The sequence below is a fragment of the Litorimonas haliclonae genome (assembly GCF_965138505.1).
In the GTDB taxonomy this organism is placed as follows: Bacteria; Pseudomonadota; Alphaproteobacteria; order Caulobacterales; family Maricaulaceae; genus Litorimonas; species Litorimonas haliclonae.
Genome location: NZ_CBCSCO010000003.1, coordinates 413,085 through 433,620, shown reverse-complemented (window position 1 = coordinate 433,620; position 20,536 = coordinate 413,085). Strand labels below are relative to the sequence as shown.

Annotated in this window: 20 protein-coding genes and 1 tRNA gene; 18 read left to right on the top strand and 3 right to left on the bottom strand. The window is 49.3% G+C overall.

From position 1 onward, the window contains the following. The first annotated feature begins 343 nt into the window (after positions 1-343). The 13 genes from ACNA05_RS09435 to ACNA05_RS09375 all read left to right on the top strand — a co-directional run bounded on the left by ACNA05_RS09435 (position 344) and on the right by ACNA05_RS09375 (position 12,200). Complete coding sequence (locus ACNA05_RS09435) at positions 344-2,938, top strand: TonB-dependent receptor (protein ID WP_415811276.1); 2,595 nt, start codon at positions 344-346, stop codon at positions 2,936-2,938. Positions 2,939-3,013: 75 nt separating this feature from the next. Continuing rightward, entirely contained in the window at positions 3,014-5,020 is a 2,007-nt protein-coding gene (locus ACNA05_RS09430; protein WP_415811220.1) for a tetratricopeptide repeat-containing sulfotransferase family protein, read from the top strand. Between the two features lie 2 nt (positions 5,021-5,022). Beyond that, positions 5,023-6,654, top strand: a complete 1,632-nt coding sequence (locus ACNA05_RS09425; protein ID WP_415811275.1) for a BCCT family transporter — start codon at positions 5,023-5,025, stop codon at positions 6,652-6,654. A 25-nt stretch (positions 6,655-6,679) separates the two neighbouring features. Beyond that, positions 6,680-7,162 carry a MarR family winged helix-turn-helix transcriptional regulator gene (locus tag ACNA05_RS09420; protein WP_415811219.1) on the top strand — a complete coding sequence of 161 codons (483 nt, stop codon included), beginning with the start codon at positions 6,680-6,682 and terminating at the stop codon, positions 7,160-7,162. A gap of 71 nt (positions 7,163-7,233) precedes the next feature. Then, positions 7,234-7,383, top strand: a complete 150-nt coding sequence (locus ACNA05_RS09415; protein ID WP_415811218.1) for a hypothetical protein — start codon at positions 7,234-7,236, stop codon at positions 7,381-7,383. A 94-nt stretch (positions 7,384-7,477) separates the two neighbouring features. Continuing rightward, complete coding sequence (murA, locus tag ACNA05_RS09410) at positions 7,478-8,746, top strand: UDP-N-acetylglucosamine 1-carboxyvinyltransferase (protein ID WP_415811217.1); 1,269 nt, start codon at positions 7,478-7,480, stop codon at positions 8,744-8,746. Beyond that, positions 8,736-9,173: a DUF2948 family protein gene (locus tag ACNA05_RS09405; protein ID WP_415811216.1), complete on the top strand. Its 438-nt coding sequence runs from the start codon at positions 8,736-8,738 to the stop codon at positions 9,171-9,173. The genes murA and ACNA05_RS09405 overlap by 11 nt, the downstream gene beginning before the upstream one ends. A 52-nt stretch (positions 9,174-9,225) precedes the next feature. Continuing rightward, positions 9,226-9,684 (top strand): UPF0262 family protein, encoded by a 459-nt coding sequence (locus tag ACNA05_RS09400; RefSeq protein ID WP_415811274.1) that lies wholly within the window; start codon positions 9,226-9,228, stop codon positions 9,682-9,684. A 2-nt stretch (positions 9,685-9,686) separates the two neighbouring features. Beyond that, positions 9,687-10,121, top strand: coding sequence for an arsenate-mycothiol transferase ArsC (locus ACNA05_RS09395; protein WP_415811215.1), 435 nt, complete (start codon positions 9,687-9,689; stop codon positions 10,119-10,121). A gap of 94 nt (positions 10,122-10,215) precedes the next feature. Further along, positions 10,216-10,434 (top strand): translation initiation factor IF-1, encoded by a 219-nt coding sequence (infA, locus tag ACNA05_RS09390; protein ID WP_189499413.1) that lies wholly within the window; start codon positions 10,216-10,218, stop codon positions 10,432-10,434. Positions 10,435-10,440: 6 nt separating this feature from the next. Beyond that, positions 10,441-11,010 (top strand): Maf family protein, encoded by a 570-nt coding sequence (locus ACNA05_RS09385; RefSeq protein WP_415811214.1) that lies wholly within the window; start codon positions 10,441-10,443, stop codon positions 11,008-11,010. After that, positions 11,007-12,029 carry a ribonuclease E/G gene (locus tag ACNA05_RS09380; RefSeq protein WP_415811213.1) on the top strand — a complete coding sequence of 341 codons (1,023 nt, stop codon included), beginning with the start codon at positions 11,007-11,009 and terminating at the stop codon, positions 12,027-12,029. Before ACNA05_RS09385 ends, ACNA05_RS09380 begins: the two co-directional genes overlap by 4 nt. Positions 12,030-12,035: 6 nt before the next feature. Beyond that, positions 12,036-12,200 carry a DNA gyrase inhibitor YacG gene (locus tag ACNA05_RS09375; protein ID WP_415811212.1) on the top strand — a complete coding sequence of 55 codons (165 nt, stop codon included), beginning with the start codon at positions 12,036-12,038 and terminating at the stop codon, positions 12,198-12,200. Here the strand turns inward: ACNA05_RS09375 and ACNA05_RS09370 are convergent. From ACNA05_RS09370 to ACNA05_RS09360, 3 genes are all read right to left on the bottom strand, one after another. Next, positions 12,197-13,006 (bottom strand): glycerophosphodiester phosphodiesterase, encoded by an 810-nt coding sequence (locus ACNA05_RS09370; RefSeq protein ID WP_415811211.1) that lies wholly within the window; start codon positions 13,004-13,006, stop codon positions 12,197-12,199. The genes ACNA05_RS09375 and ACNA05_RS09370 overlap by 4 nt on opposite strands. A 71-nt stretch (positions 13,007-13,077) precedes the next feature. Further along, complete coding sequence (locus tag ACNA05_RS09365; protein WP_415811210.1) at positions 13,078-13,539, bottom strand: DM13 domain-containing protein; 462 nt, start codon at positions 13,537-13,539, stop codon at positions 13,078-13,080. Positions 13,540-13,634: 95 nt separating this feature from the next. Then, positions 13,635-13,710, bottom strand: a tRNA-Phe gene (locus ACNA05_RS09360). A 183-nt stretch (positions 13,711-13,893) separates the two neighbouring features. Between ACNA05_RS09360 and ACNA05_RS09355 the strand changes: the two genes are divergently transcribed. From ACNA05_RS09355 to ACNA05_RS09335, 5 genes are all read left to right on the top strand, one after another. Then, positions 13,894-14,178, top strand: a complete 285-nt coding sequence (locus ACNA05_RS09355) for a FeoA family protein (protein WP_415811209.1) — start codon at positions 13,894-13,896, stop codon at positions 14,176-14,178. Between the two features lie 2 nt (positions 14,179-14,180). Then, the gene (feoB, locus tag ACNA05_RS09350) at positions 14,181-16,061 is read left to right on the top strand and encodes a ferrous iron transporter B (RefSeq protein ID WP_415811208.1); all 1,881 of its coding nucleotides are present in this window, start codon (positions 14,181-14,183) and stop codon (positions 16,059-16,061) included. 219 nt (positions 16,062-16,280) lie between these two features. Next, the gene (gene tkt, locus ACNA05_RS09345) at positions 16,281-18,275 is read left to right on the top strand and encodes a transketolase (RefSeq protein ID WP_415811207.1); all 1,995 of its coding nucleotides are present in this window, start codon (positions 16,281-16,283) and stop codon (positions 18,273-18,275) included. A gap of 3 nt (positions 18,276-18,278) precedes the next feature. Then, positions 18,279-18,710 (top strand): protein tyrosine phosphatase family protein, encoded by a 432-nt coding sequence (locus ACNA05_RS09340; protein WP_415811206.1) that lies wholly within the window; start codon positions 18,279-18,281, stop codon positions 18,708-18,710. A gap of 40 nt (positions 18,711-18,750) precedes the next feature. Next, the gene (locus ACNA05_RS09335) at positions 18,751-20,496 is read left to right on the top strand and encodes a SulP family inorganic anion transporter (protein WP_415811205.1); all 1,746 of its coding nucleotides are present in this window, start codon (positions 18,751-18,753) and stop codon (positions 20,494-20,496) included. Positions 20,497-20,536 lie beyond the last annotated feature (40 nt).

Sequence of the window (20,536 nt, the reverse complement as noted above, 5' to 3'; positions counted from 1 at the left end):
TGACGTATTGTCTCAAAACTTACCTTTTTTGGGGCCTTTTTTGCCAAACTTTCTCTAACGCCACCTGTTTTAAGGCTGATATCTCTGATTTGTGCCTTCTAGTTGCAAGTTAACTGTTTCGTTTTTCGAAATAACTTCCTATAAGACTTTCATCAATTTTAAATTTGGTGCCTGACGCAAGCCTCCTAGCTTTGCCTGTCACATCATTACCGAGGTCATCAGGGCCAATATTTCCTGACCAGATGAATCAACTATTCCGAACAATGAAGGAGTTCGTTACGTGAAAAGAAGTATTTTAAGTAGTGCCGCTATTGGAGCATTAATTGCCGCAGGGTCTTCGCAAATGGCTGTCGCTCAGTTGAAGGATGAAGTAATCGTTACAGCGACAAAACGGTCTGAGAGCGCTCAGGACATTCCGGTCACAGTTTCTGCGCTCGATAATTCGACTCTAGAAGAGCTAGGCGTTGATGTTTTCACAGATTATTTGATTCAACTTCCTGGCGTCACGTCCGGCGGTAACGGGCCAGGACAAAACACTATTTATATTCGCGGCTTGGCCTCCACGACTCCTGCTAACACAATTGCAGGTGTCGCGGGCTTGGCCCCTAACGTGGCGCTTTATTTAGACGAGCAGCCTGTTTCGCAGCCAGGACGTAACTTAGATGTGTACGCTGCCGACTTGGAACGCGTTGAAGTTCTTTCCGGCCCCCAAGGCACTTTGTTTGGAGCGAGTTCTCAGGCCGGTACGGTGCGGCTCATTACAAATAAGCCCAAACTTGGAGTTTACGAAGCGAGTGCTAATTTCGGAGTCTCATTCACTGAAGGCGCCGAAATGAGCGAGAAAGTTGAAGCCGTAATCAATGTGCCTGTATCGGATAAATTCGCTCTTCGCGGTGTATTCTATAATGATAATCAGGGCGGCTATATTGATAACGTTCTAGGGACGCGCACGACTTTGGGTGGCGGCTCTACTGGAACGCCTATAACTGGCCGATTTAGACCGGAAGGCACAGTTCGCGCCAACGGAGTCCCTGTTGGGGCCTTGCGTGCTGGTTTTCAGTCTCAATCTGACCTAAGCGGCGTCACATTCTTGACGGATACCAATGATGAGTTTGTAGAAGAGGACTTCAACGATACAAATTATACAGGGTTTCGGGCCAGCGCGCTTTACGAATTTAACCCGGATTGGAAGGCCTCTGTGCAGGTCGGACGTCAGGAGCTAGAGACAGAAGGGACTTTCTTTACCGATCCGACGCTGGACGATTATGAAATTGAACGGTTTACGCCGGATGACCTCCAGGACGATTACACGAATATCAGCTACACGGTAGAAGGCCGTCTCGGCGCGCTAGAGGCGCTTTATACCGGGGCCTTTACGGATCGAAACACCAACCAAATCGCGGATTATACGGACTATTCCTTCGTAGCCCAATATTTGCCGTATTATGTGTGTGATGGATCCGTCAGCTACCCTGGAACCGCAGCTCCAAGCGGGACCTGTCAGCCACCAACATCGCAAACCGTTTCCGTTTCCAATACAGAAGTGTTCACACAGGAATTGCGGTTTAATACGCCTGCTGAAAAACGCCTGCGGGCAACGGCCGGGGGTTTCTATAGCGACCTTGTTTTAGAAGAACGCAATGATTTCCAATATTTAGGCTCTACAGCGCCGGGCGTCGCGTTTGGCGCGACAGCCGTCGACAACTTCGCTCAACCCGCCCCGTCTTTTGCGACAGACCGCGGAGCTTTTCCGGATGCGACCGTTTTCAGAAATGATATTCGCCGTACGGACGAGCAATATGGCGTGTTCGGTGAGGGAACATTTGACCTCACCGAGAAACTGTCTCTGACAGTTGGCGCGCGCTACTACGATATCGATGTCGATATTGAAGGCAGTGCCAACGCTACGTTCTGTAATAGCAGCGGCGTCGACGAAAACGCCTTCGGGACGGACATCAGTGACCAATATGATGGTGACGGATCCTATACCTTTATCGGGAGTTGCGACGACTCCTTGCGTCAAACCTTCACGGCCGGCCAATCCGTTCAGGACATCATGGATGCCGGATTATCTTCATCGCAGGCCCAACAGGTCTTCAACGCGTTGTCAGCGCCAGATACGGCCTCCACAAGTGGTGTTATCTTTAAAGGGACAGCGAGCTATGAGCCAAACTCTGATTTGCTATTCTACGGGACATACTCCGAAGGCTTCCGCCCCGGCCTCCTGAACAGACCTGGCGGAGCGGTTCAAACTGGTCCGAATGGCAGCGTGAATTTCACGGTTCCGTTTGAAGTGGATACGGATGAGGTCAAGAACTATGAACTGGGTTGGAAGACGACTTTGGCCGGAAATCAACTGCGCTTTAACGGCAGTGCTTTCTATGTTGATATCAGTGATCTTCAAACAACGATTTTTGACCCGAGTATTACCAACCTCTTTTTCTCTGATAATGCGGCCGACGCTCGGATTTACGGCGTAGAAGCGGATTTTCAATATGCTCCGGATGCTATTCAAGGCCTCACAATTAATGGCGCTGTGTCAATTCTGGATACGGAAATCACCGACGTTATTACGCCTACCGATGATGTGGTAGAAGGCGGCGAACTTGCCTTTGCACCTAGTTTTCAGGGCAATTTGACGGCGCGTTATACGTGGGACTTATCAACGGAATATCAGGCTCATGTTCAGGCGAACGGTGTTTACTCAGCTGAACAGACAACGGATATCATCGAGATCAACCGCGATACTCTGGATAGCTACTTCCTTTTGGGGACCTCTATGGGCGTGGCCAAAGATGGCTGGTCAGCTGAATTATTCGTCAATAACCTGACAAATGATGTGGCGGCGACCTCTGGCTTCTTTAACTTTGATGTCCAGCGCCATGTGGTAGCGCGTCCTAGGACTTACGGGGCTCGCTTCTCGGTACGATTTGAATAGATCTGCCAGACGTCGTAAGACAAGGAATAGTAAGACTTGGAGGAGTGCTCTGCTTGGCAGGGCACTCTTCTTTTAATGACAGGAAGAGATGTGTCTGACGTGGAGCCTTTCACAGATCAGTTGGAGACCGCCAAGGCTCATATGCAGCAGGGCGATTTCGGATCAGCCCAAACCTTATTGAAATTGGTTTTGAACGAGGCATCCGATAGCCAAGACGGCCTATATATGTTGGCTGTTTGCGAAAGACATCTTGGCAATTTTGACCAGGCTGGTCTTAATTTGGATCACTTGCTTAGCCTCTCGCCGGAATATGGCCGGGGCTTCCAAGAAAAAGCTCACCTTCATCGCGACAGAAACGACTTGGCGGAGGCGCTCAAGGCCTATCAATATGCTACCCAGTTAAATCCAGCTCTACTTGCGAGTTGGGATTTTCAGGTCAAAATACTTGAAGGTTTTGGCCGTTTAGAAGAGGCTCAGGCGGCCCGACAACAAAGGCAATATTTTCAGTCCCTTCCAAAACATTTGCTCGCCGTTGTGAATTATATGCACGAAGGTAAAATTCTGAAAGCTGAAAAGATCTGTCGTCAATTTATGCAGCATAACCCTCGTCACGTCGAAGGGATGCGTCTTCTCGCCGAGATAGGAAAACGGTTCGGCGTCATGACAGATGCTGAATTTTTGCTTCAAAGCGCTGTGGAGTTCTCTCCGGATAATATTCAGGCTCGGCTGGATTACATCGACATTTTACGTAAGCAGCAAAAGTTTGAGACGGCGCATGACAACGTTAAGTATTTATATGATAACCAGCCCAATAATCCGCTGTTTCAGTCCCATTACGCTCTCGACCGGATGCAGGCCGGCGAATATGAACAAGCTTTCGAATTGTTCGATAACGTATTGGAAAAAATACCAAATGATCCTGCCACACTGACCTCTAAAGGCCATGCTCTAAAAACCTATGGTCGCCAAGACGAGGCCATTGCCAGCTATCAGGCGGCCTATCGGGCCAAACCGGATCACGGGGATGCCTATTACGCGCTAGCCAATCTTAAAACCTACAAATTTTCTGACGATGAAATCAGCTCGATGCGTAAAATTGAGAGTCAAACGGGACTGTCTCATCAAAACCGAATTTTTCTGTGCTTTGCGCTCGCCAAAGCGCTTGAGGACAAAGAGGATTATGAGGGGGCGTTTGAGTTTTATGAACGGGGCAACAGCCTGAAAACTCTGCAAACCCGTTATAAACCTGAAATTATGACGAAAGAACTTCAGGCCCAGATCGAGATTTGCACACCGGATTTATTTAACGCGGACGAGGCGCGCGGCCATGAAGCGCCTGATCCCATTTTTATTGTCGGCTTGCCACGTGCAGGCTCGACACTATTGGAACAAATTTTGGCTTCTCATAGCCAAGTGGACGGAACGCAGGAACTCCCGAATATACTGTCACTAGCGCATCGCCTGCGGGGCAGGGGGACTTCGACCGAAAGCTCGCATTATCCCGCTAACCTCCACGACTTAAGCGCTAAGCAGTTTGAGGAATTTGGCCGGGCCTATATCGAAGATACCAAATATCACCGCAAGGGGGCGCCGTTCTTTATTGATAAAATGCCGAATAATTTCCGGCATATAGGTCTCATTTCACTCATCCTGCCTCAGGCAAAAATTATTGATGCCAGGCGTCACCCGATGGCGTGTTGTTTTAGTGGCTTCAAACAACTCTTTGCAGAGGGGCAGGAGTTCACTTATGGACTTGAGGAAGTCGGAACATATTACCGGGATTATATTGGCCTGATGCGGCATTGGGACGACGTCCTGCCCGAAAAAGTTCTTCGGGTTCACTATGAGGACGTGGTGACTGATACAGAAGTTCAGGTGAGACGTTTACTTGAATTCTGTGGCTTACCCTTTGAAAAGGAGTGTCTCAGCTTTTATGAAACCGACAGATCGGTCAGGACCGCTAGTTCTGAGCAGGTTCGTCAACCCATCTACACCTCCGGGCTAGAGCAATGGAGGCATTTCGAGCCATGGTTGTCGCCCCTGAAAAACGCATTGGGCCAAGCCCTGACGGAGTACCGCTAGATATGGAAGAGAATAGTTTGCCCGAACTCAATACCGAACCTGCCGGGCTCATTTCCTATGATACGGAATATGAAACCGGACAGGACAACGTTCAGTTATTGGGAATGGATTTGCATAATCCGGTGTTTTTTATCTCTGCGGCGTCTATTTTGCTGTTCATCTCTTTTGCGTTAATTTTTCCGACTAGAGCAGGCGACCTTTTAATTGGGGCAAAGAACTGGACGCTTGAGAACTTTGATTGGTTCTTCATGCTGACCACAAATGTGGCAATTCTGTTTTGTTTATTTATTGCATTCTCAAAGTTCGGAAAAATTCGCTTCGGCGGTGAGTCTGCAAAACCAGAATATGGTTTATTGTCCTGGCTCTCCATGTTGTTTTCGGCTGGTGTCGGTATCGGGCTACTTTTCTACGGCGCGGCCGAGCCGATGGCTTATTATACGGACTGGTTCGGAACGCCCCTAAATGTCGAGGCCATGACGCCGGAAGCCAAGAGACTGGCATTTAGCAGTACAATTTTTCATTGGGCTTTATCGCCATGGGCTGTTTATGCGGTCGTAGGGATGTCTTTGGCCTTCTTCGCTTATAATAAAAAGCTGCCACTCACCATTCGATCCGCGTTTTATCCCATATTCGGGGATAGAATTTGGGGGTGGCCCGGCCATATCATTGATTTGCTTGCGGTGCTGGCCACTTTGTTTGGACTAGCAACATCTCTCGGCCTTGGAGCGAAACAGGCTGCGACTGGCTTGCATTTTTTGTTTGGCGTTGAGAATTCCCTAAATACTCAAATCATTTTGATCGTGTGCATTACGGGACTCGCGATTGTGTCAGTTATCCGAGGGCTGGACGGCGGCATCAAACTTCTGAGTAATATCAATATTGTGATTGCCGTACTCTTGTTTTTATTTGTTGTTTCTGCCGGACCAACCTTGGAAATATTCAAAGGTTTCGGGTTAAACGCGGTGAATTACGTCAAAGACACACCTCGGTTGAGTAATATCTTCGGCCGCGAAGATGAAACTTTTTACCATGGGTGGACTATTTTTTATTGGGCGTGGTGGGTCTCGTGGTCGCCTTTTGTCGGTATGTTTATCGCCAGAGTGTCTAAAGGGCGGACTATAAGAGAGTTTTTACTTGCGGTGCTTGGCGTCCCCATGTTGGTCGCAATTGGATGGTTTACGGCCTTTGGAACGACCGCGATCAAACAGATAGATGAGAATATCGGAGAATTACCGGATGGTATTTCAGATATTTCTCTAACTCTTTTTCAAATGTTGGACAGTTTGCCCTTTTCAGAAATATCCTCTTTCGTGGCTATCCTGCTCTTGATTGTGTTTTTCGTGACATCATCTGATTCTGGTTCACTTGTGATTGATAACATTACGGCGGGAGGAAAGCTTGCCGTACCTGTTCCGCAGCGTGTTTTCTGGGCCTCTGTAGAGGGGTTAGTGGCAATTGTACTTTTGGTCGGAGGAGGAACAAAAGCTCTGACGTCCATTCAGGCAGGGGCAATTACTGCGGGCCTTCCTTTTGCTTTTGTGATTTTAGTTTGTTGTTATAGTCTCTATCGAGGGTTATCCGAAGATAGCGCGGTTGCGCTTAACTCTTTCGAGACTAAAGAAGTTGAAAGTTAAACAGTGAAGTCTATTTTACACAATTATGCCGTCACGTTCTGAAGATGCGCTGATTTCTCTGAGGCAGATATTTCTGGCCGTCGAGATTGATTCGCGCGCGCTTGCAAAGCAAACGAGTTTAAATCCATCACAGTTCATTTTACTCCAACTTTTGAAGTCAAAACAATTTATGACTCCAGGAGAGATTGCCAAGAACATGTCCTTGGCTCATGCGACGGTTAGCACGCTGACTGAAAAACTTAGAAAAGCCGGCCTCGTGAAACGCGAAGTAAGTTCCAAGGATAAACGCAGCCAGACGATTTCTCTCACCGAGCTAGGGAGTGAGACATTATTTAAGGCGCCCGACATCCTCCAGAGGCGTTTCGAAAAACAATTCGAGAATATTAGAGAAGAAGAACAAGAGCAGATTGTGTTAGTCCTCAAGCAATTATCCTCTATTCTTGGAGCTGGCAACATTGACGCGGCGCCGTTGCTTGATGTCGGTTCGGCCACGTCTGTCGCTCAGTGAGCTCAATAAGAGAATGTTTCTATAATAGGGCTAGGCTTGCAGGCTGATTTGTGAGCCTGTAAGGCATTTTTATGAGCGACTCCTCAAAAAAGAAATCCGCCGACAAGACTATGAGCCGGGAAGAGCGTCTGGCAAAAACCTTGCGGGATAATCTTCGTAGGCGAAAACAGGCCGCACGAAAAAAAGCTGCTCCAAATGATAAGACCAAATCCGGGTCATAGACTTGACCAAATGAAGCCTCATTTCTTTGGAATAAGGTTTTATGCGCGATAATCTCCTTGCGCTGTAAATCGTCACTCAATAGGCACATACCCTATGGATAAAATTGTCATAAATGGCGGATTTCCGCTCAACGGTGAAATCGCAATCAGCGGCGCGAAGAATTCTGCTATTAAATTGATGGCAGTTTCCTTGCTAACGGATCAGCCTGTTGAGCTCCCCAATATGCCCCGGCTAAGAGATACGCGCTTTATGGGGCAGCTCTTGGCGCATCTAGGCGTGGAAGTTGAAGAGGGGCCGGGCCCTAAAATGACCCTCCACGCTAAAGAACTTTCGGGCACAGAAGCACCTTATGACCTGGTTAGAAAGATGCGGGCTTCATTCAACGTCTTGGGGCCGCTTTTGGCGCGCGAACACAAGGCGCGTGTATCGCTTCCCGGTGGATGCGCCATTGGTGCCCGCCCGGTTGACTTACATTTAAAGGCCTTTGAGCAGCTCGGCGCGAAAATCGAGCTTGAGAAGGGGTATGTGGTCGCGTCCGCAAAAGGCGGTTTGAAAGGGGCGGATATCACTTTTCCTTTCATCAGTGTTGGGGCGACAGAGCATACCATTTTAGCAGCTGTTCTCGCTGATGGGGAAACTACTCTGAATAATTGCGCGCGCGAGCCGGAGATTGTTGATCTGGTAGAGTGTTTGAACGCAATGGGCGCAAAGATTTTTGGAGCCGGACGATCCGAGATAAAGATAGAAGGGGTCTCCAGCCTGTCAGGTGTTTCGCACAGCGTCGTGCCTGACCGGATTGAGGCGGGGACCTACGCTCTTGCCGCAGCTACCGCCGGTGGGTCGGTAAGGCTTACAAATATCCGTTCGGATCACCTGGGTTCGTTGTGGCCGTTAATAGCCCAGGCGGGATGTAAGGTGAGTCTGGACGAAACAACCGTATTGATTGAGCGGGGCGGAGGTCGTCCCAAAGCGGTTGATGTCGAAACACAAGCCTATCCCGGATTTCCTACAGACCTTCAGGCGCAATTTATGGGGCTAATGTGTTTGGCGGACGGCGTTTCCATTATTAGAGAAAACATTTTTGAAAATCGGTTTATGCATTGTCCCGAGTTGGTACGTATGGGCGCAGATATTACAGTTAAGGGGCGAGAGGCGATTGTTCGCGGCGTGAAGGAGCTTTACGGCGCGCCTGTGATGGCGACAGACCTACGGGCCTCAGCGTCGCTGATTAATTGCGCTTTGGCGGCAAAGGGCGAAACGCATATTGGCCGCGTCTATCACCTTGACCGAGGCTTCGAGCATATCGAAATAAAACTTGGACAATGTGGAGCCAGAATAGAACGGATGCCGGATGATGAGTAAGAACACCAAACATTTGAACCTGAAAGCCGAGAGCCAAGAGGACTTGTCAGTCATCGCGGGGGCGGTGCAAGACTCTATCCTTAGGGTTCATGGGATCATGTATGACAAGAAGGCCAAGAGCCTGACGTTAGGACTGCAAAGGTTTCGGCGTGAAACGGACAAACCAAGCCGAATATTGTCAGGGCTTCGGTTTGATGGCGTTTTGGGAGTCCAGAGTACTGGCATAGATAAAACAAATAGCGAGGCCTTTCTGGTGCTCCTCTCTTGTTCATTTAAAGAAGAGGCCGAAGGAGCCGGGCAGGTGGTCTTTGAATTTGCCGGGAACGGGAAGTTAAAGGCTAAAGTAGAGTGTCTCGAAGCCATGTTATTGGATCGCGGGGAGGCTTGGCCGGCGAAGTCCATACCTGATCATTCCACAGATAGTTAGGCATGAGTGTTTGAACGACGAGTCAAATATCGACCCCGCCGAAGAGCATTATATCTCTGAGCTGCATATTGATGACGAGAGTCTGCCCGTCAGCTCTGTTGAAATGCAGCATGAACGCCGCGTCGCGATTTTTGACCTGTTGGAAGAAAATGTGTTTCGACCTTTGGACAGCCCGCGTGGCCCCTATCTCGTCCGGCTATCTCTCGCAGATGGAAAGCGGCTGATAATAGACGTGTCTCGAACCAATGGCGGGGATAGGGGAGAATATAAATTATCTCTTGTACCGTTTCGCCGGGTTATCAAAGACTATTTTATGATTTGCGAAAACTACCACAACGCGATTCGAACGTCGACGTCGGCTCAAATTGAGGCGATTGATATGGGTCGCCGGGGCCTGCATAATGAGGGATCCCGTATGTTAACAGACGGACTGCGAAACTCTATTGAGGTAGATTTTAATACCTCACGACGCTTATTCACGCTTATATGCGCCCTACATAGACGGACTTAATTATGGCGCTTCCTAACTCTATCCTCTTTGTTTGCCAGATGAACATGGTGCGTTCTCCCATTGCGGAGGGGCTCATGCGCAAGCTCTATCCGAGTGTAGAGCGCGTGGAATCGTGCGGCCTTGCGCAAGGGGATAAAGAGCAAATGGTTGAAACCATCATGGCTGAAATCGGTATAGATGTCAGCGATCATGAGCCGACCGTGTTGCAGGATTACAAGCCTGAAAATATTGATGTTGTCATTGCTTTTACGCCGCAAGCCTTTCACGCTGCTCAAAGTTATTTCGAGGGCAATGACACGGAAGTCCTCAACTGGCCGCTACCTGACCCCGGGGCAGGATCACTGGATGTTCGGGCTATGATGGATAGTTACCGGGCTATGAGAGATCTCATCAAAAACCGAATCTCGCGCCATTTTGGGCCGTCTGACGCCAAATAACCGCAATAAAACCTATGATATTTGTAAAAACCCCCTATATACGCAGGGTAATAACGCTCTGAATGAGCAGGCAAACTAAGAAAAAGGACTTGATTTGGCTAAAGAAGAACTACTTGAGTTTGAGGGTGAAGTTGTCGAACTTCTCCCCAACGCGACATTTCGCGTAAAACTCGTCAATGATCACGAGATCATTGCCCACACTGCAGGACGCATGCGTAAAAACCGTATTCGTGTATTGGCAGGTGACCGCGTTACTGTCGAAATGACACCTTATGACCTGACTAAAGGTCGTATTACTTATCGCTTCAAATAAACCGATATGCGCTTCATTTTGGCAAGCGCGTCGCCCAGGCGACTCTCTTTACTCAAGCAAATTTATTTGACGCCGGATGACGTGATTCCGGCAGACATCAATGAAGACCCGATCCCCGGCGAATTACCGGGGCCTCATGCCAGACGGCTCGCAAATGAGAAGTGCCAGGCCATCGCTGATATAGAAGCAAATGCTATCATTCTCGCCGCTGATACGGTTGTTGGGGTCGGACGGCGTATTTTACCTAAAACTGAGACTGAAGCGGAAGCCGAGCAATGCCTCGATTTACTCTCCGGGCGCGCGCACCGCGTCTTCACAGGCATTGCGGTACATTCTCCTGACCAAGGCTTGCAGAGCCGCGTTGTAGAAACCCGTGTGAAGGTGAAGCGGCTGTCGGAGCGTGAGAGGGAAATTTATATTGAGTCCGAAGAGTGGCGCGGGAAAGCCGGGGGGTATGGTATACAAGGCTATGCCGAGAGTTTCATTCAGTCCCTCTCCGGATCATATTCGAATGTCGTTGGCCTGCCTCTGACAGAAACCCGAAACCTTCTTCGATTTTACGGAATTGGAACATGAAACACCGCGCCGTGCTGGAAAAGGCAATCGGGGAAACTCGCGCCGCCGTCTATGAAGGCCGCCGTTTGGTTGAACTTCACTTGGAGCGAGAGAGCCAGATATCTGTTCCGCAGTCAGGGGATGTTTACCTGGGGCGGATCGCAAATTTAGAGCCTTCATTGAACGGAGCCTTTGTCGACCTCGGAGGCTCCAACAGCGGATTCCTGAGCTTCACCAACAATCGAACAATGCCGAAAGTGACGGAAGGTCAGCTATTGGAAGTGTCTGTATTGCGTCCCCCTCTGAACGGGAAAGAAGCGACACTTCGATTTTCCAAACCTGCTGAGAGCGGGAAGCCGGGGCCGGTCACAAAGATTGATTTGAAAACGCGTCTTTCTGATCGGTTCAAAGGTATCACCTTTGATGAGGCGACGGTCTCCGTCATGGATGAGGTCACAGAACGTCAAATCGCTCTCAAAGGGGGAGGGGCGGTGACGTTCGACCAGACCCAAGCCTTGCTCGCCATAGATGTTGATAAAGGGCAGGGGAAAACAGCTCTGGATGTTAGTTTAGCTGCAGCAGAGCTCATTGCGCACCAATTACGTTTGCGAGGTTTGGGGGGATTAGTTGTAATTGATTTTCCTAATTTGCGTCAGACGCGCCAGCGAAATCAACTTTTCAAAGCGGTAGAACGAGCTTTTGAAGCCGACCCCGCTATTGTGAAGGTCGCGCCGCTCTCTCGCTTTGGATGTGTAGAGTTAACCCGGTCACTCGATTACCCCTCTTTGGATTCGGTGTTGAATGACCGCTTCGGGGAGCCGACGGTTGAAACCAAATCTCTTCGAGCCTTGCGGCAATTGGTAAAAGAAGCTTCCGAAAATAAGGGGGCGCAGTTTTCTCTAACGGTTTCAAAAGAGATAAACGACTGGCTGGGCTCAAAGTTAATCGACTGGGAAACTGATTTGAACGATCGGATTGGACCTCGCTACACGATTAAAACCCAAAGCCGTGACGGGTTTTCGATTCAGGCGGATAGGTAAGGCATTATGGCGAAAGCACTGTGTCCGATATGCAAAAAGAAAGAATCGACTGAAGACTTTCACCCTTTTTGCTCAAAGCGTTGCGCCGATATTGATTTGGGGCGTTGGCTAAAAGGCGGCTACTCCATTCCGACAGAGGAAGTTGCGCCCGCCCCTGTAAATGATGCCTAGCGGGGCTTAAATTCTTCAAAAAGTATTTTGTTATCAATAAAATACGCGTCTAGCTTTAAGCGTTTGCTTTCCGACTCAATTGCTTTTTTTCTTGTATAAGAAAACGCGCTGACCTGAATGCCGTCTATTTGATATTGCGTTACGAGGTCAGGCCAAATTTGATTGGCCGGCACACAAACATGGGTCAGTATTCTTCTTAAATCGCCCCGCACCGCTCCGTCCACAAACCAACCCGAGCGTTCCCCGACAACTACCCTACGACTTGGCCGTTCTATGTGGCCTTTGTCCGCAGAGAAAACATGATGAATGGCCCGCGTCCACCGGCCGGGCCGCCGGCACCAATGGCTAAAACAAAGTGATTGGCCTGCTTCAATATCGTTCATGGCATAGAGAACTTCCGGGAGCCAAGACACCCAAATGATTCTATTTGCCAGTCCAAATGACTTGGCTAATGCGTAAAGCGCCGTCTCCACGCCAGCATCTTTTATATCAATAAGTAAAGCACAGTCTTTATGGGGATGTCGGGCAATATCTGAGAAGAGCTGCTCAGCCGTAGGCATGTGGGAGAAATCGCCACCTGTCTTCGCAAAATCTCGGGCCATGATCTGGCATAAATAACGAGATTTCCCAGAACCGTCGCGGGCGGTTTCATCATGATAAATCATTGGGGTGCCGCAGCGGGCCAGACGAATGTCGAATTCTATTTGGCGGACACCGAAGCTTAAGGCGCTATTTAGTCCTTCGAGAGAATTTTCAAACTCAGAAAAGCCTCTGAATCTATGAGATATAAGCTTTGAAAAATCCATTACAGGTTTTTGATAGCACGGCTTGATTTAGAGACAAAAGAAATACGGTGCGGGGGCGCTCCGAACTTGTTTTATAAGTCGAAACCACCCCAAAGCTTAGAAAAAGCTTCGCAATGAATCACCACACTTTTATAATTTTCCAGTGAGAGGTCATCCGGGATCACATAGCTTTGCGTGCCCTGTCTGGATTTAAGGACCCCAATTTTCACACTGTTCGGCGTAACAGTCGTATCTTCTAACTCTGAAATGGACAATCTTGAAAGATAGACTTTCAAATCTGGGCCGCTACGGGTTTCAAAATTATCGCTAAAGACAATTTCTGTCCCAGTTTGCGTCTTTAAGACCTTTGCTTCTCCGCCAATTGTATAGTGCTTTTTGGTGAAGTTGTGAGAAAATGCGGTACTTTCGGGTGATTGAGGGGTTTCATCTTGTGCAACAGAATCGGTTGGGAAGGAGGCGACGAAGAAACCGATTAGGATTAATCCAAGCAGTCCCAAGGATTTATTTTTTAAAACCATATTATCTTCTTCCATATTCTGGCCTGCGAAACCAGTCACGAGGCTGTTATTGCGCAGCTATAAGGTCGGGGCCGCCGCAAAATCTGTGAAAATTAGGCTTAAAAGAGAAATGGTGCCCGAACCTGGATTTGAACCAGGGACACACGGATTTTCAATCCGTTGCTCTACCAACTGAGCTATTCGGGCCCGGGCTCTATAATAAATCATAGGAGCCGAAGCGAAGCGCCTTATAGGGAAAGGGGTTTTGCGTGTCCATGCCCAAAACAGGCAAAAAACAGGAAAAAATGGACGCGATTTCTAGGCCAGCAAATTCCGCTAACATTATGTGCTTTTCCTTTGATTTCAGAATTGTTCGCATTACTAAGGGGCATGACACTTGATAAGCTAAAACGAAAAACGCCCGCTAAAATCACGGGCTTTTCCTGCGATAACAAAGATTTGGAAACGCGTTTGCGTGAAATCGGCTTCGCAGAAGGCGATAATATAGAAGCCTTGCACTTTGGTCTTTTCAATAGAAACCCAATATCTGTCCGGTTGAACGGGGCTATCATAGCGCTTCGCCGCTCCGACGCCTCAGCTATCACGCTTGAGCTTGTTGAGAGCTCATCTAGTCCCATCGATATCAAATCCGCCCGCGTAACCCGCGTCGCCTAATCATGGATACGGTTACATCGCCTGAGAGCGGAGTGGTTACGCCCATTTTTGCAGACAAAACCTTGCGGCTTGCTCTGTTGGGAGCGCCTAATTGTGGGAAAACCTCATTATTCAATGCTCTGACAGGCGGCCGAGCGAAAATTGCAAATTACCCCGGGGTGACGGTTGAATATCGTGTTGGGCATTTTGAATTACCAAGCGGGCAAAATGTAGAACTTTTGGATCTTCCAGGCGTTTACGGCGATTGCGGACACTCTATGGACGAAAGGGTCGCGTTGGATGCCGTTCGAGGAAATCTTGAGGGTCAAAGGGCTCCGGATGCTCTCGTCTTTATGATGGACGCTTCTCATATCTCCACTCACCTCCATAATATATTACAAGCCAAACAGCATGGTCTGCCGATCGTTTTGGTTTTGAATATGATGGACATGGCCGCTCGGGACGGCATGACCATTGATATTGCCCAGCTTGAAGAAAAGCTTGGCGTCACCGTGATTTCCTGTGTTGCTGTTAGGGCGTCAGGACGCGGGGCACTGATTCAATTTTTGGATGCTTGGTCAGGGGATGTTCTGGCAGGTAAAGCTGACTTGCCATCGCGAGCCAAAGGTGAGCTTAAAGATTTACAAGCTCAAGCGAGGGCGATTACCGCTACGACAGTCAAGCGAGTGAGAAAGGTCGAAACCTTTACTCAACGAATCGACCAATTCGTCATGAACCCCGTTTTGGGGTTGTTGCTGCTTTTCGGCATTCTCTTTTTAATGTTCCAAGCCGTTTACTCTTGGTCGGCGCCTATGATCGAGGGCATCGAAGCAGGCTTTGCTTGGCTTCAAGCGGTTGTAGAAAGCGTCATCCCAAGCGGGTGGGTTCAATCTCTCATCAGTAGCGGCATTATTGCCGGCGTCGGAAGTGTGATCGTTTTTCTGCCCCAGATCGTGATACTCTTTGCTTTTATTCTGTTACTGGAGGCTTCGGGCTATATGGCCCGTGCGGCGTTTCTCGTAGACACGCTGATGTCAAAGGTCGGTCTAAATGGCCGCGCCTTCATTCCGCTTTTGTCCAGTTTTGCATGCGCTATTCCGGGCATTATGGCCGCGCGGACAATTGAACAAGAACGAGATCGTCTGACCACAATCATGATCGCTCCGCTCATGACCTGTTCTGCACGCTGGCCAGTTTACTTTCTGATTATCGGAGCTTTTATTCCAGACGAGAAGGTTGGCGTATTTAACCTTCAAGGCGTCGTCGCATTTGGTCTTGTTATTTCAGGCATCATATTTGCCATGATAATGGCGTTGGTCTTTAAAAAAACCCTCACGCGCGGAGAATCTTCCAGTCTGCTGATTGAATTGCCTAGCTATAAGATGCCGGTCTTCAAAGACTATCTCCAAGGTTTGTGGGATCGGGCGGCTATATTTATGTCTCGCGCGGGCCGTATCATCTTACCAGCTTCCATTCTGATTTGGTTCCTTGCGAGTTATCCGTCGAATGCGACATCCATCCGTGAGACCTTCGCCGGGAAAGTCGGCAGCGTTCTAGAACCGCTTTTAGCTCCTATTGGTTTTAACCTTGAGATTGCAATCAGCCTGATTCCCGCCATGGCGGCGAGGGAGGTTGCCGTTGGCTCACTTGCAACGATTTACTCTTTGGGCGAAGAGGACGTAGATGGCCTTGGAACTATGTTGCAATCTGCTTGGTCGCTTCCGACGGCGCTTGCCTTTTTAGCTTGGTTTGTTTTTGCGCCGCAATGTCTGTCGACATTTGCGATTATTCGGAAAGAAACGAATAGTTGGAAATGGCCGTTCTTTGCTTTCGCCTATCTCTTTGTTCTGGCCTATGTGGCGGCGGGCATCACATTCCATGCTGCAACGGCTGCGGGTCTTTAACCTCAGCGTCGCCGTTATCTATAAAGTCTTTCGGAGGAAACTTATTCAAATTGGATAAGTGGTGTTTTATCAGGTGTATATCTGTGGACAAGGCGAGAATTGACAGCGCTATCTAATCCATTTACCGCGAGGCCGCATCTGGCACATACCGACAAATTGTGACAGGGTGCGCGGGAAAATGTGACTCGTAGCGTCGAACGGACTTCAACAAGGACTATCATGACTGACCTATCAAAATCTCAGCAAGAACATCGGGATATGTCCAATGCGATCGCAGCTCTTTCCATGGACGCGGTTGAGAAGGCCAATTCCGGCCATCCCGGCATGCCAATGGGTATGGCTGATGCGGCGACAGTGTTGTTTTCCAAATTTTTGAAGTTTGATCCCGCCGATCCGAATTGGGCGGATCGGGATCGATTTATTCTTTCGGCCGGTCACGGGTCTATGCTGATCTACAGCTTGCTTCACTTGACTGGATATGAAGCCGTCACAATGGATCAGATCAAAAATTTCCGTCAGTTGGGATCTATCACTGCGGGACATCCCGAATATGGACACGTGCCAGGGGTCGAGACGACAACCGGTCCGTTGGGACAAGGAATTTCAAATGCCGTCGGGTTTGCCTTGGCCGAACGTCATCTCAATGCTCGATATGGCGACGACCTTGTTGATCACAGAACCTATGTGATTGCAGGGGACGGTTGTTTGATGGAAGGGATTTCACAAGAAGCCATCTCTCTCGCCGGACATCTGAAGCTTAATCGCCTGACTGTTTTGTGGGATGATAACAATATCACGATTGATGGACCAGTCTCTCTGTCCGATTCCACTATCCAGAAAAAACGATTCGAGGCGTCAGGTTGGAAAGTGATCGAAATTGACGGGCATGACGCGGATCAGGTCGAGAGTGCTCTTAGTGAAGCACAGAAATCTGATAAGCCCACAATGATTGCCTGTAAGACAGCCATCGGCAAAGGCGCGCCTAATAAGGAGGGAACCAATAAAGCTCATGGCTCTCCGTTGGGGGCGGATGAAATTGCCGCCACTCGTGAAGCTCGTGGTTGGTCTCACGGCGCTTTTGAAATTCCAGACGACGTCTATGAAATGTGGAAAAAGCCTGGCCAAGAAGGTCAAAAAGCTCACAAGGAATGGGCCGATCGGTTGCAGAATTCAGAGCACGCTGCAGAATTCAACCGCGCTATGTCTGGCGAATTGAACGAAGGCTGGCTCGATAAATACCAAGCTTATAAGGATTCTGTCGCGCAAGATAAACCGACCATGGCGACACGCGTGTCGTCAAACAAAGCGCTTGGACCACTGACGGAAGCGCTGACGGACATGATATCCGGTTCGGCGGATCTTGAAGGTTCAAATAAGACGAAAACCTCAGCGACCTCTCAAGAGATACAGGCCGGAGATTATGCCGGGCGCTATATCAATTACGGCGTTCGCGAGCACGGCATGGCGGCGTGTATGAACGGTCTCGCCCTTCATGGCGGAGTTATACCCTATTCAGGCCTTTTCATGGTCTTTATGGACTATTGCCGCCCTTCAGTCCGTTTGGCGGCGCTAATGGAAATTCAGACGATTTACGTCGCAACCCATGATTCTATTGGTGTAGGCGAAGATGGCCCAACCCATCAACCGGTAGAGCATTTGGCTTCTCTTCGGGCGATCCCGAATACGTTTACATACCGTCCGGCAGATGCGCTGGAAGTGGCGGAATGTTGGGAATTGGCCGTCCGCCGTAAAATTGGACCGTCTATTTTGGCTTTGACTCGTCAAAATGTTCCGGCTGTTCGCGATGATGCGACGAAAAATATGTGCGAAAGAGGCGGGTATGTCCTCACGCCCGGGAAGGGAGCTGACGATATAGTTCTTATTGCCTCAGGCTCTGAAGTTCATTTGGCGCAAGAAGCTCATGAGGCACTCGCGGAGCAGGGCGTCTCTGCTCGAGTTGTTTCCATGCCGTGTCTGGACGTGTTTCTTGAACAGGATGAGAGTTATATTCGCTCAGTGCTTGGAAAAGACCTCCCGAAAATTGTCGTCGAAGCCGGCATTCGCCAAGGCTGGGACGCGTTAATTGGTCGGGATGGCGGTTTCATTGGTATGGACAGCTTTGGCGCTTCTGCTCCCGGGGCAGAGCTGTTCCCGCATTTCGGTATTACAACAGAAGCGATCGTCGATATGGCGGTCAAAAAGGTTAAAGGCTAAACCATGTATGAACTTCCCGGGGATGTGTTTGTTTGCGGACAGCTCCTCCCTGCGCAGCTCCAATCCCTTTCAGAACAGGGAATTCAAGGTATAATCAATAATCGTCCGGAGAACGAAGCGCCCCTGCAACCGACATCAGAAAGCATGGGGCAGGCGGCACAGGCATTATCATTGGAGTATCATTTTATTCCCATGTTGGGCGGGCTCTCTTCAGAGCTTATTGAGGCGAGCGTCTCGGCTTATGAAAAGACACCTCGGCCAATTGTTACTTTTTGTGCCAGTGGTATGCGCTCCGCCGCGCTATGGGCCTTTGCGCATGTCAAAACCATGGGAGCAGATTCAGTAATTAAGGCGTTAGAAGAAAGCCCTTATAATTTAACGCAAATATACCCTCTATTGAACGAGTATGAATTAGAGAGAAAAGATTCAGAGTAGGATAAAGGGTTTTCTTAATGACATTACAGGATTTTGACTTGTGAAATTTGTCGGGGCAGTTCGTAAACACTTCGATTGGCTGCAAGGCTACTCCCCGGTCGTTTTTGGCGAAGATCTGGTTTCGGCGACAATTGTCTCTATTCTGCTTGTTCCCCAATGTCTTGCCTATGCTCTCTTAGCTGGGCTTCCACCTCAACTTGGGATTTATGTCTCTATTTTCCCGCTGATTGCTTATGCGCTGCTTGGGTCATCCCGTCAGCTTAATGTCGGCCCTACCGCCGTTATTTCACTTATGACGGCTGCGAGTATTGCCGTTCTACCAGAAGGCACTCGTTTAATCAGCGCCGCCGCACTTGCTGCGCTAGTCGGTGTTTTTCTGATCGGTGCAGGATTGCTTCGCGGTGGGTTTTTGATGAATTTCGTCGCCCGGCCAGTTGTATCTGCCTATATCACGGGCGCTGCCATGCTCATTATCATCTCTCAACTCAAACATATCTTGGGCGTGACGGCGTCCGGAACAACCGCATTGAGCCTTACTGATTCGTTATTGGACAGCCTGGGTGATACAAAAGCGGTGGCTCTGATAGTCGGGGTGTCGGCCTGTATTATTTTACTCATCATTCAGAGAAACCTTGGACTGGCACTCGTGAAAATTGGCATGAAAAGCCGGCGAGCAAAACTACTCGCCCGCATGGCGCCGATTGTCGTTATCTCTGTTTACATTCTGATTAGTCTGGGGTTGGGACTGCACGAGCGGTTTGGCCTAGCGGTCGTTGGCCGCGTGCCCGCCGGACTTCCTCCCTTCAAAGTTCCGGCGGCTTCGCTGGATATGCTCAAAATGCTAGTTGTTCCCGCGGCCGTAATTGCCGTCGTGTCTTTTGTAGATAGCGGTTCTACCGGTCAGGAATTCGCGGCCAGAAACAGAACAAAACTCGATATGAACCGAGAGCTTTTGGGATTAGGGGGCGCAAACTTCGTTGCCGGATTGACCGGAGGCTATCCTATTAACGGGAGCATGTCGCGAACGGCGGTAAACGCAACAGCGGGCGGGAAAACTCCTTTAGTCAATGTAATTGTAGCCTTCTTCATGGCACTAACGGCGCTCTTTTTGACGCCAGTTCTAAAAGCTTTGCCACTGGCCGTTCTGGCCGCGCTCATTATCATCGCCTGTCTCTCTCTTCTTGATTTTAAGAGTCTGTGGCGCACCTGGGTCTATAGCCGAGCGGACGGCATTACCGCTTTGGCAACATTCTTGTCGGTTTTGATTTTCGGTGTGCAATGGGGCGTTTTGGCGGGGGTTATACTCGCAATGGCGCTGCATATTCGCCAAACGCTACACCCTCACATCGCAGAGGTTGGTCGCTTTCCCGGGACCGAGCATTACCGGGACGCCGCCCGCTTTGTTGTCGAGACGAATGAGGAGGTCAAAACACTAAGAATTGACGAGAGCCTCTATTATGCAAACGCCCGGTCGTTGGAGGAGAGAGTGTCCGACCTGATTTCGGAAAGCCCGGATATGCGGGATTTAGTACTCATGTGTACGGCTGTTAGCCGGATTGACGCGAGCGCTCTATCTAGCCTGTTTGAGGTGAACAAGCGGTTGAAACGTATTGGGGTCAAACTTCACTTTTCGGATATGCAGAGCCGGGTAAAGGAGCGGCTTTTCAGATCGAACTTCCTAGATCACCTAACGGGACAAATATTTCTGTCCCAACACGACGCGATGGAAGCGCTAAGGCCCGAACCGGATTGGTCACAGCTCTCTGACCATATCGATATTCATTAAGATCCACTCTCTGGACTAACTCCATTTTCACATTTACCAA

Excerpts from the sequence above, each read along its gene's own strand:
- ACNA05_RS09435 (WP_415811276.1), top strand. The coding sequence starts at position 344 with ATGGCTGTCGCTCAGTTGAAGGATGAAGTAATCGTTACAGCGACAAAA.
- ACNA05_RS09430 (WP_415811220.1), top strand. The coding sequence starts at position 3,014 with ATGACAGGAAGAGATGTGTCTGACGTGGAGCCTTTCACAGATCAGTTG.
- ACNA05_RS09425 (WP_415811275.1), top strand. The coding sequence starts at position 5,023 with ATGGAAGAGAATAGTTTGCCCGAACTCAATACCGAACCTGCCGGGCTC.
- ACNA05_RS09420 (WP_415811219.1), top strand. The coding sequence starts at position 6,680 with ATGCCGTCACGTTCTGAAGATGCGCTGATTTCTCTGAGGCAGATATTT.
- ACNA05_RS09415 (WP_415811218.1), top strand. The coding sequence starts at position 7,234 with ATGAGCGACTCCTCAAAAAAGAAATCCGCCGACAAGACTATGAGCCGG.
- murA (WP_415811217.1), top strand. The coding sequence starts at position 7,478 with ATGGATAAAATTGTCATAAATGGCGGATTTCCGCTCAACGGTGAAATC.
- ACNA05_RS09405 (WP_415811216.1), top strand. The coding sequence starts at position 8,736 with ATGATGAGTAAGAACACCAAACATTTGAACCTGAAAGCCGAGAGCCAA.
- ACNA05_RS09395 (WP_415811215.1), top strand. The coding sequence starts at position 9,687 with ATGGCGCTTCCTAACTCTATCCTCTTTGTTTGCCAGATGAACATGGTG.
- ACNA05_RS09385 (WP_415811214.1), top strand. The coding sequence starts at position 10,441 with ATGCGCTTCATTTTGGCAAGCGCGTCGCCCAGGCGACTCTCTTTACTC.
- ACNA05_RS09380 (WP_415811213.1), top strand. The coding sequence starts at position 11,007 with ATGAAACACCGCGCCGTGCTGGAAAAGGCAATCGGGGAAACTCGCGCC.
- ACNA05_RS09375 (WP_415811212.1), top strand. The coding sequence starts at position 12,036 with ATGGCGAAAGCACTGTGTCCGATATGCAAAAAGAAAGAATCGACTGAA.
- ACNA05_RS09370 (WP_415811211.1), bottom strand. The coding sequence starts at position 13,006 with ATGGATTTTTCAAAGCTTATATCTCATAGATTCAGAGGCTTTTCTGAG.
- ACNA05_RS09365 (WP_415811210.1), bottom strand. The coding sequence starts at position 13,539 with ATGGAAGAAGATAATATGGTTTTAAAAAATAAATCCTTGGGACTGCTT.
- ACNA05_RS09355 (WP_415811209.1), top strand. The coding sequence starts at position 13,894 with ATGACACTTGATAAGCTAAAACGAAAAACGCCCGCTAAAATCACGGGC.
- feoB (WP_415811208.1), top strand. The coding sequence starts at position 14,181 with ATGGATACGGTTACATCGCCTGAGAGCGGAGTGGTTACGCCCATTTTT.
- tkt (WP_415811207.1), top strand. The coding sequence starts at position 16,281 with ATGACTGACCTATCAAAATCTCAGCAAGAACATCGGGATATGTCCAAT.
- ACNA05_RS09340 (WP_415811206.1), top strand. The coding sequence starts at position 18,279 with ATGTATGAACTTCCCGGGGATGTGTTTGTTTGCGGACAGCTCCTCCCT.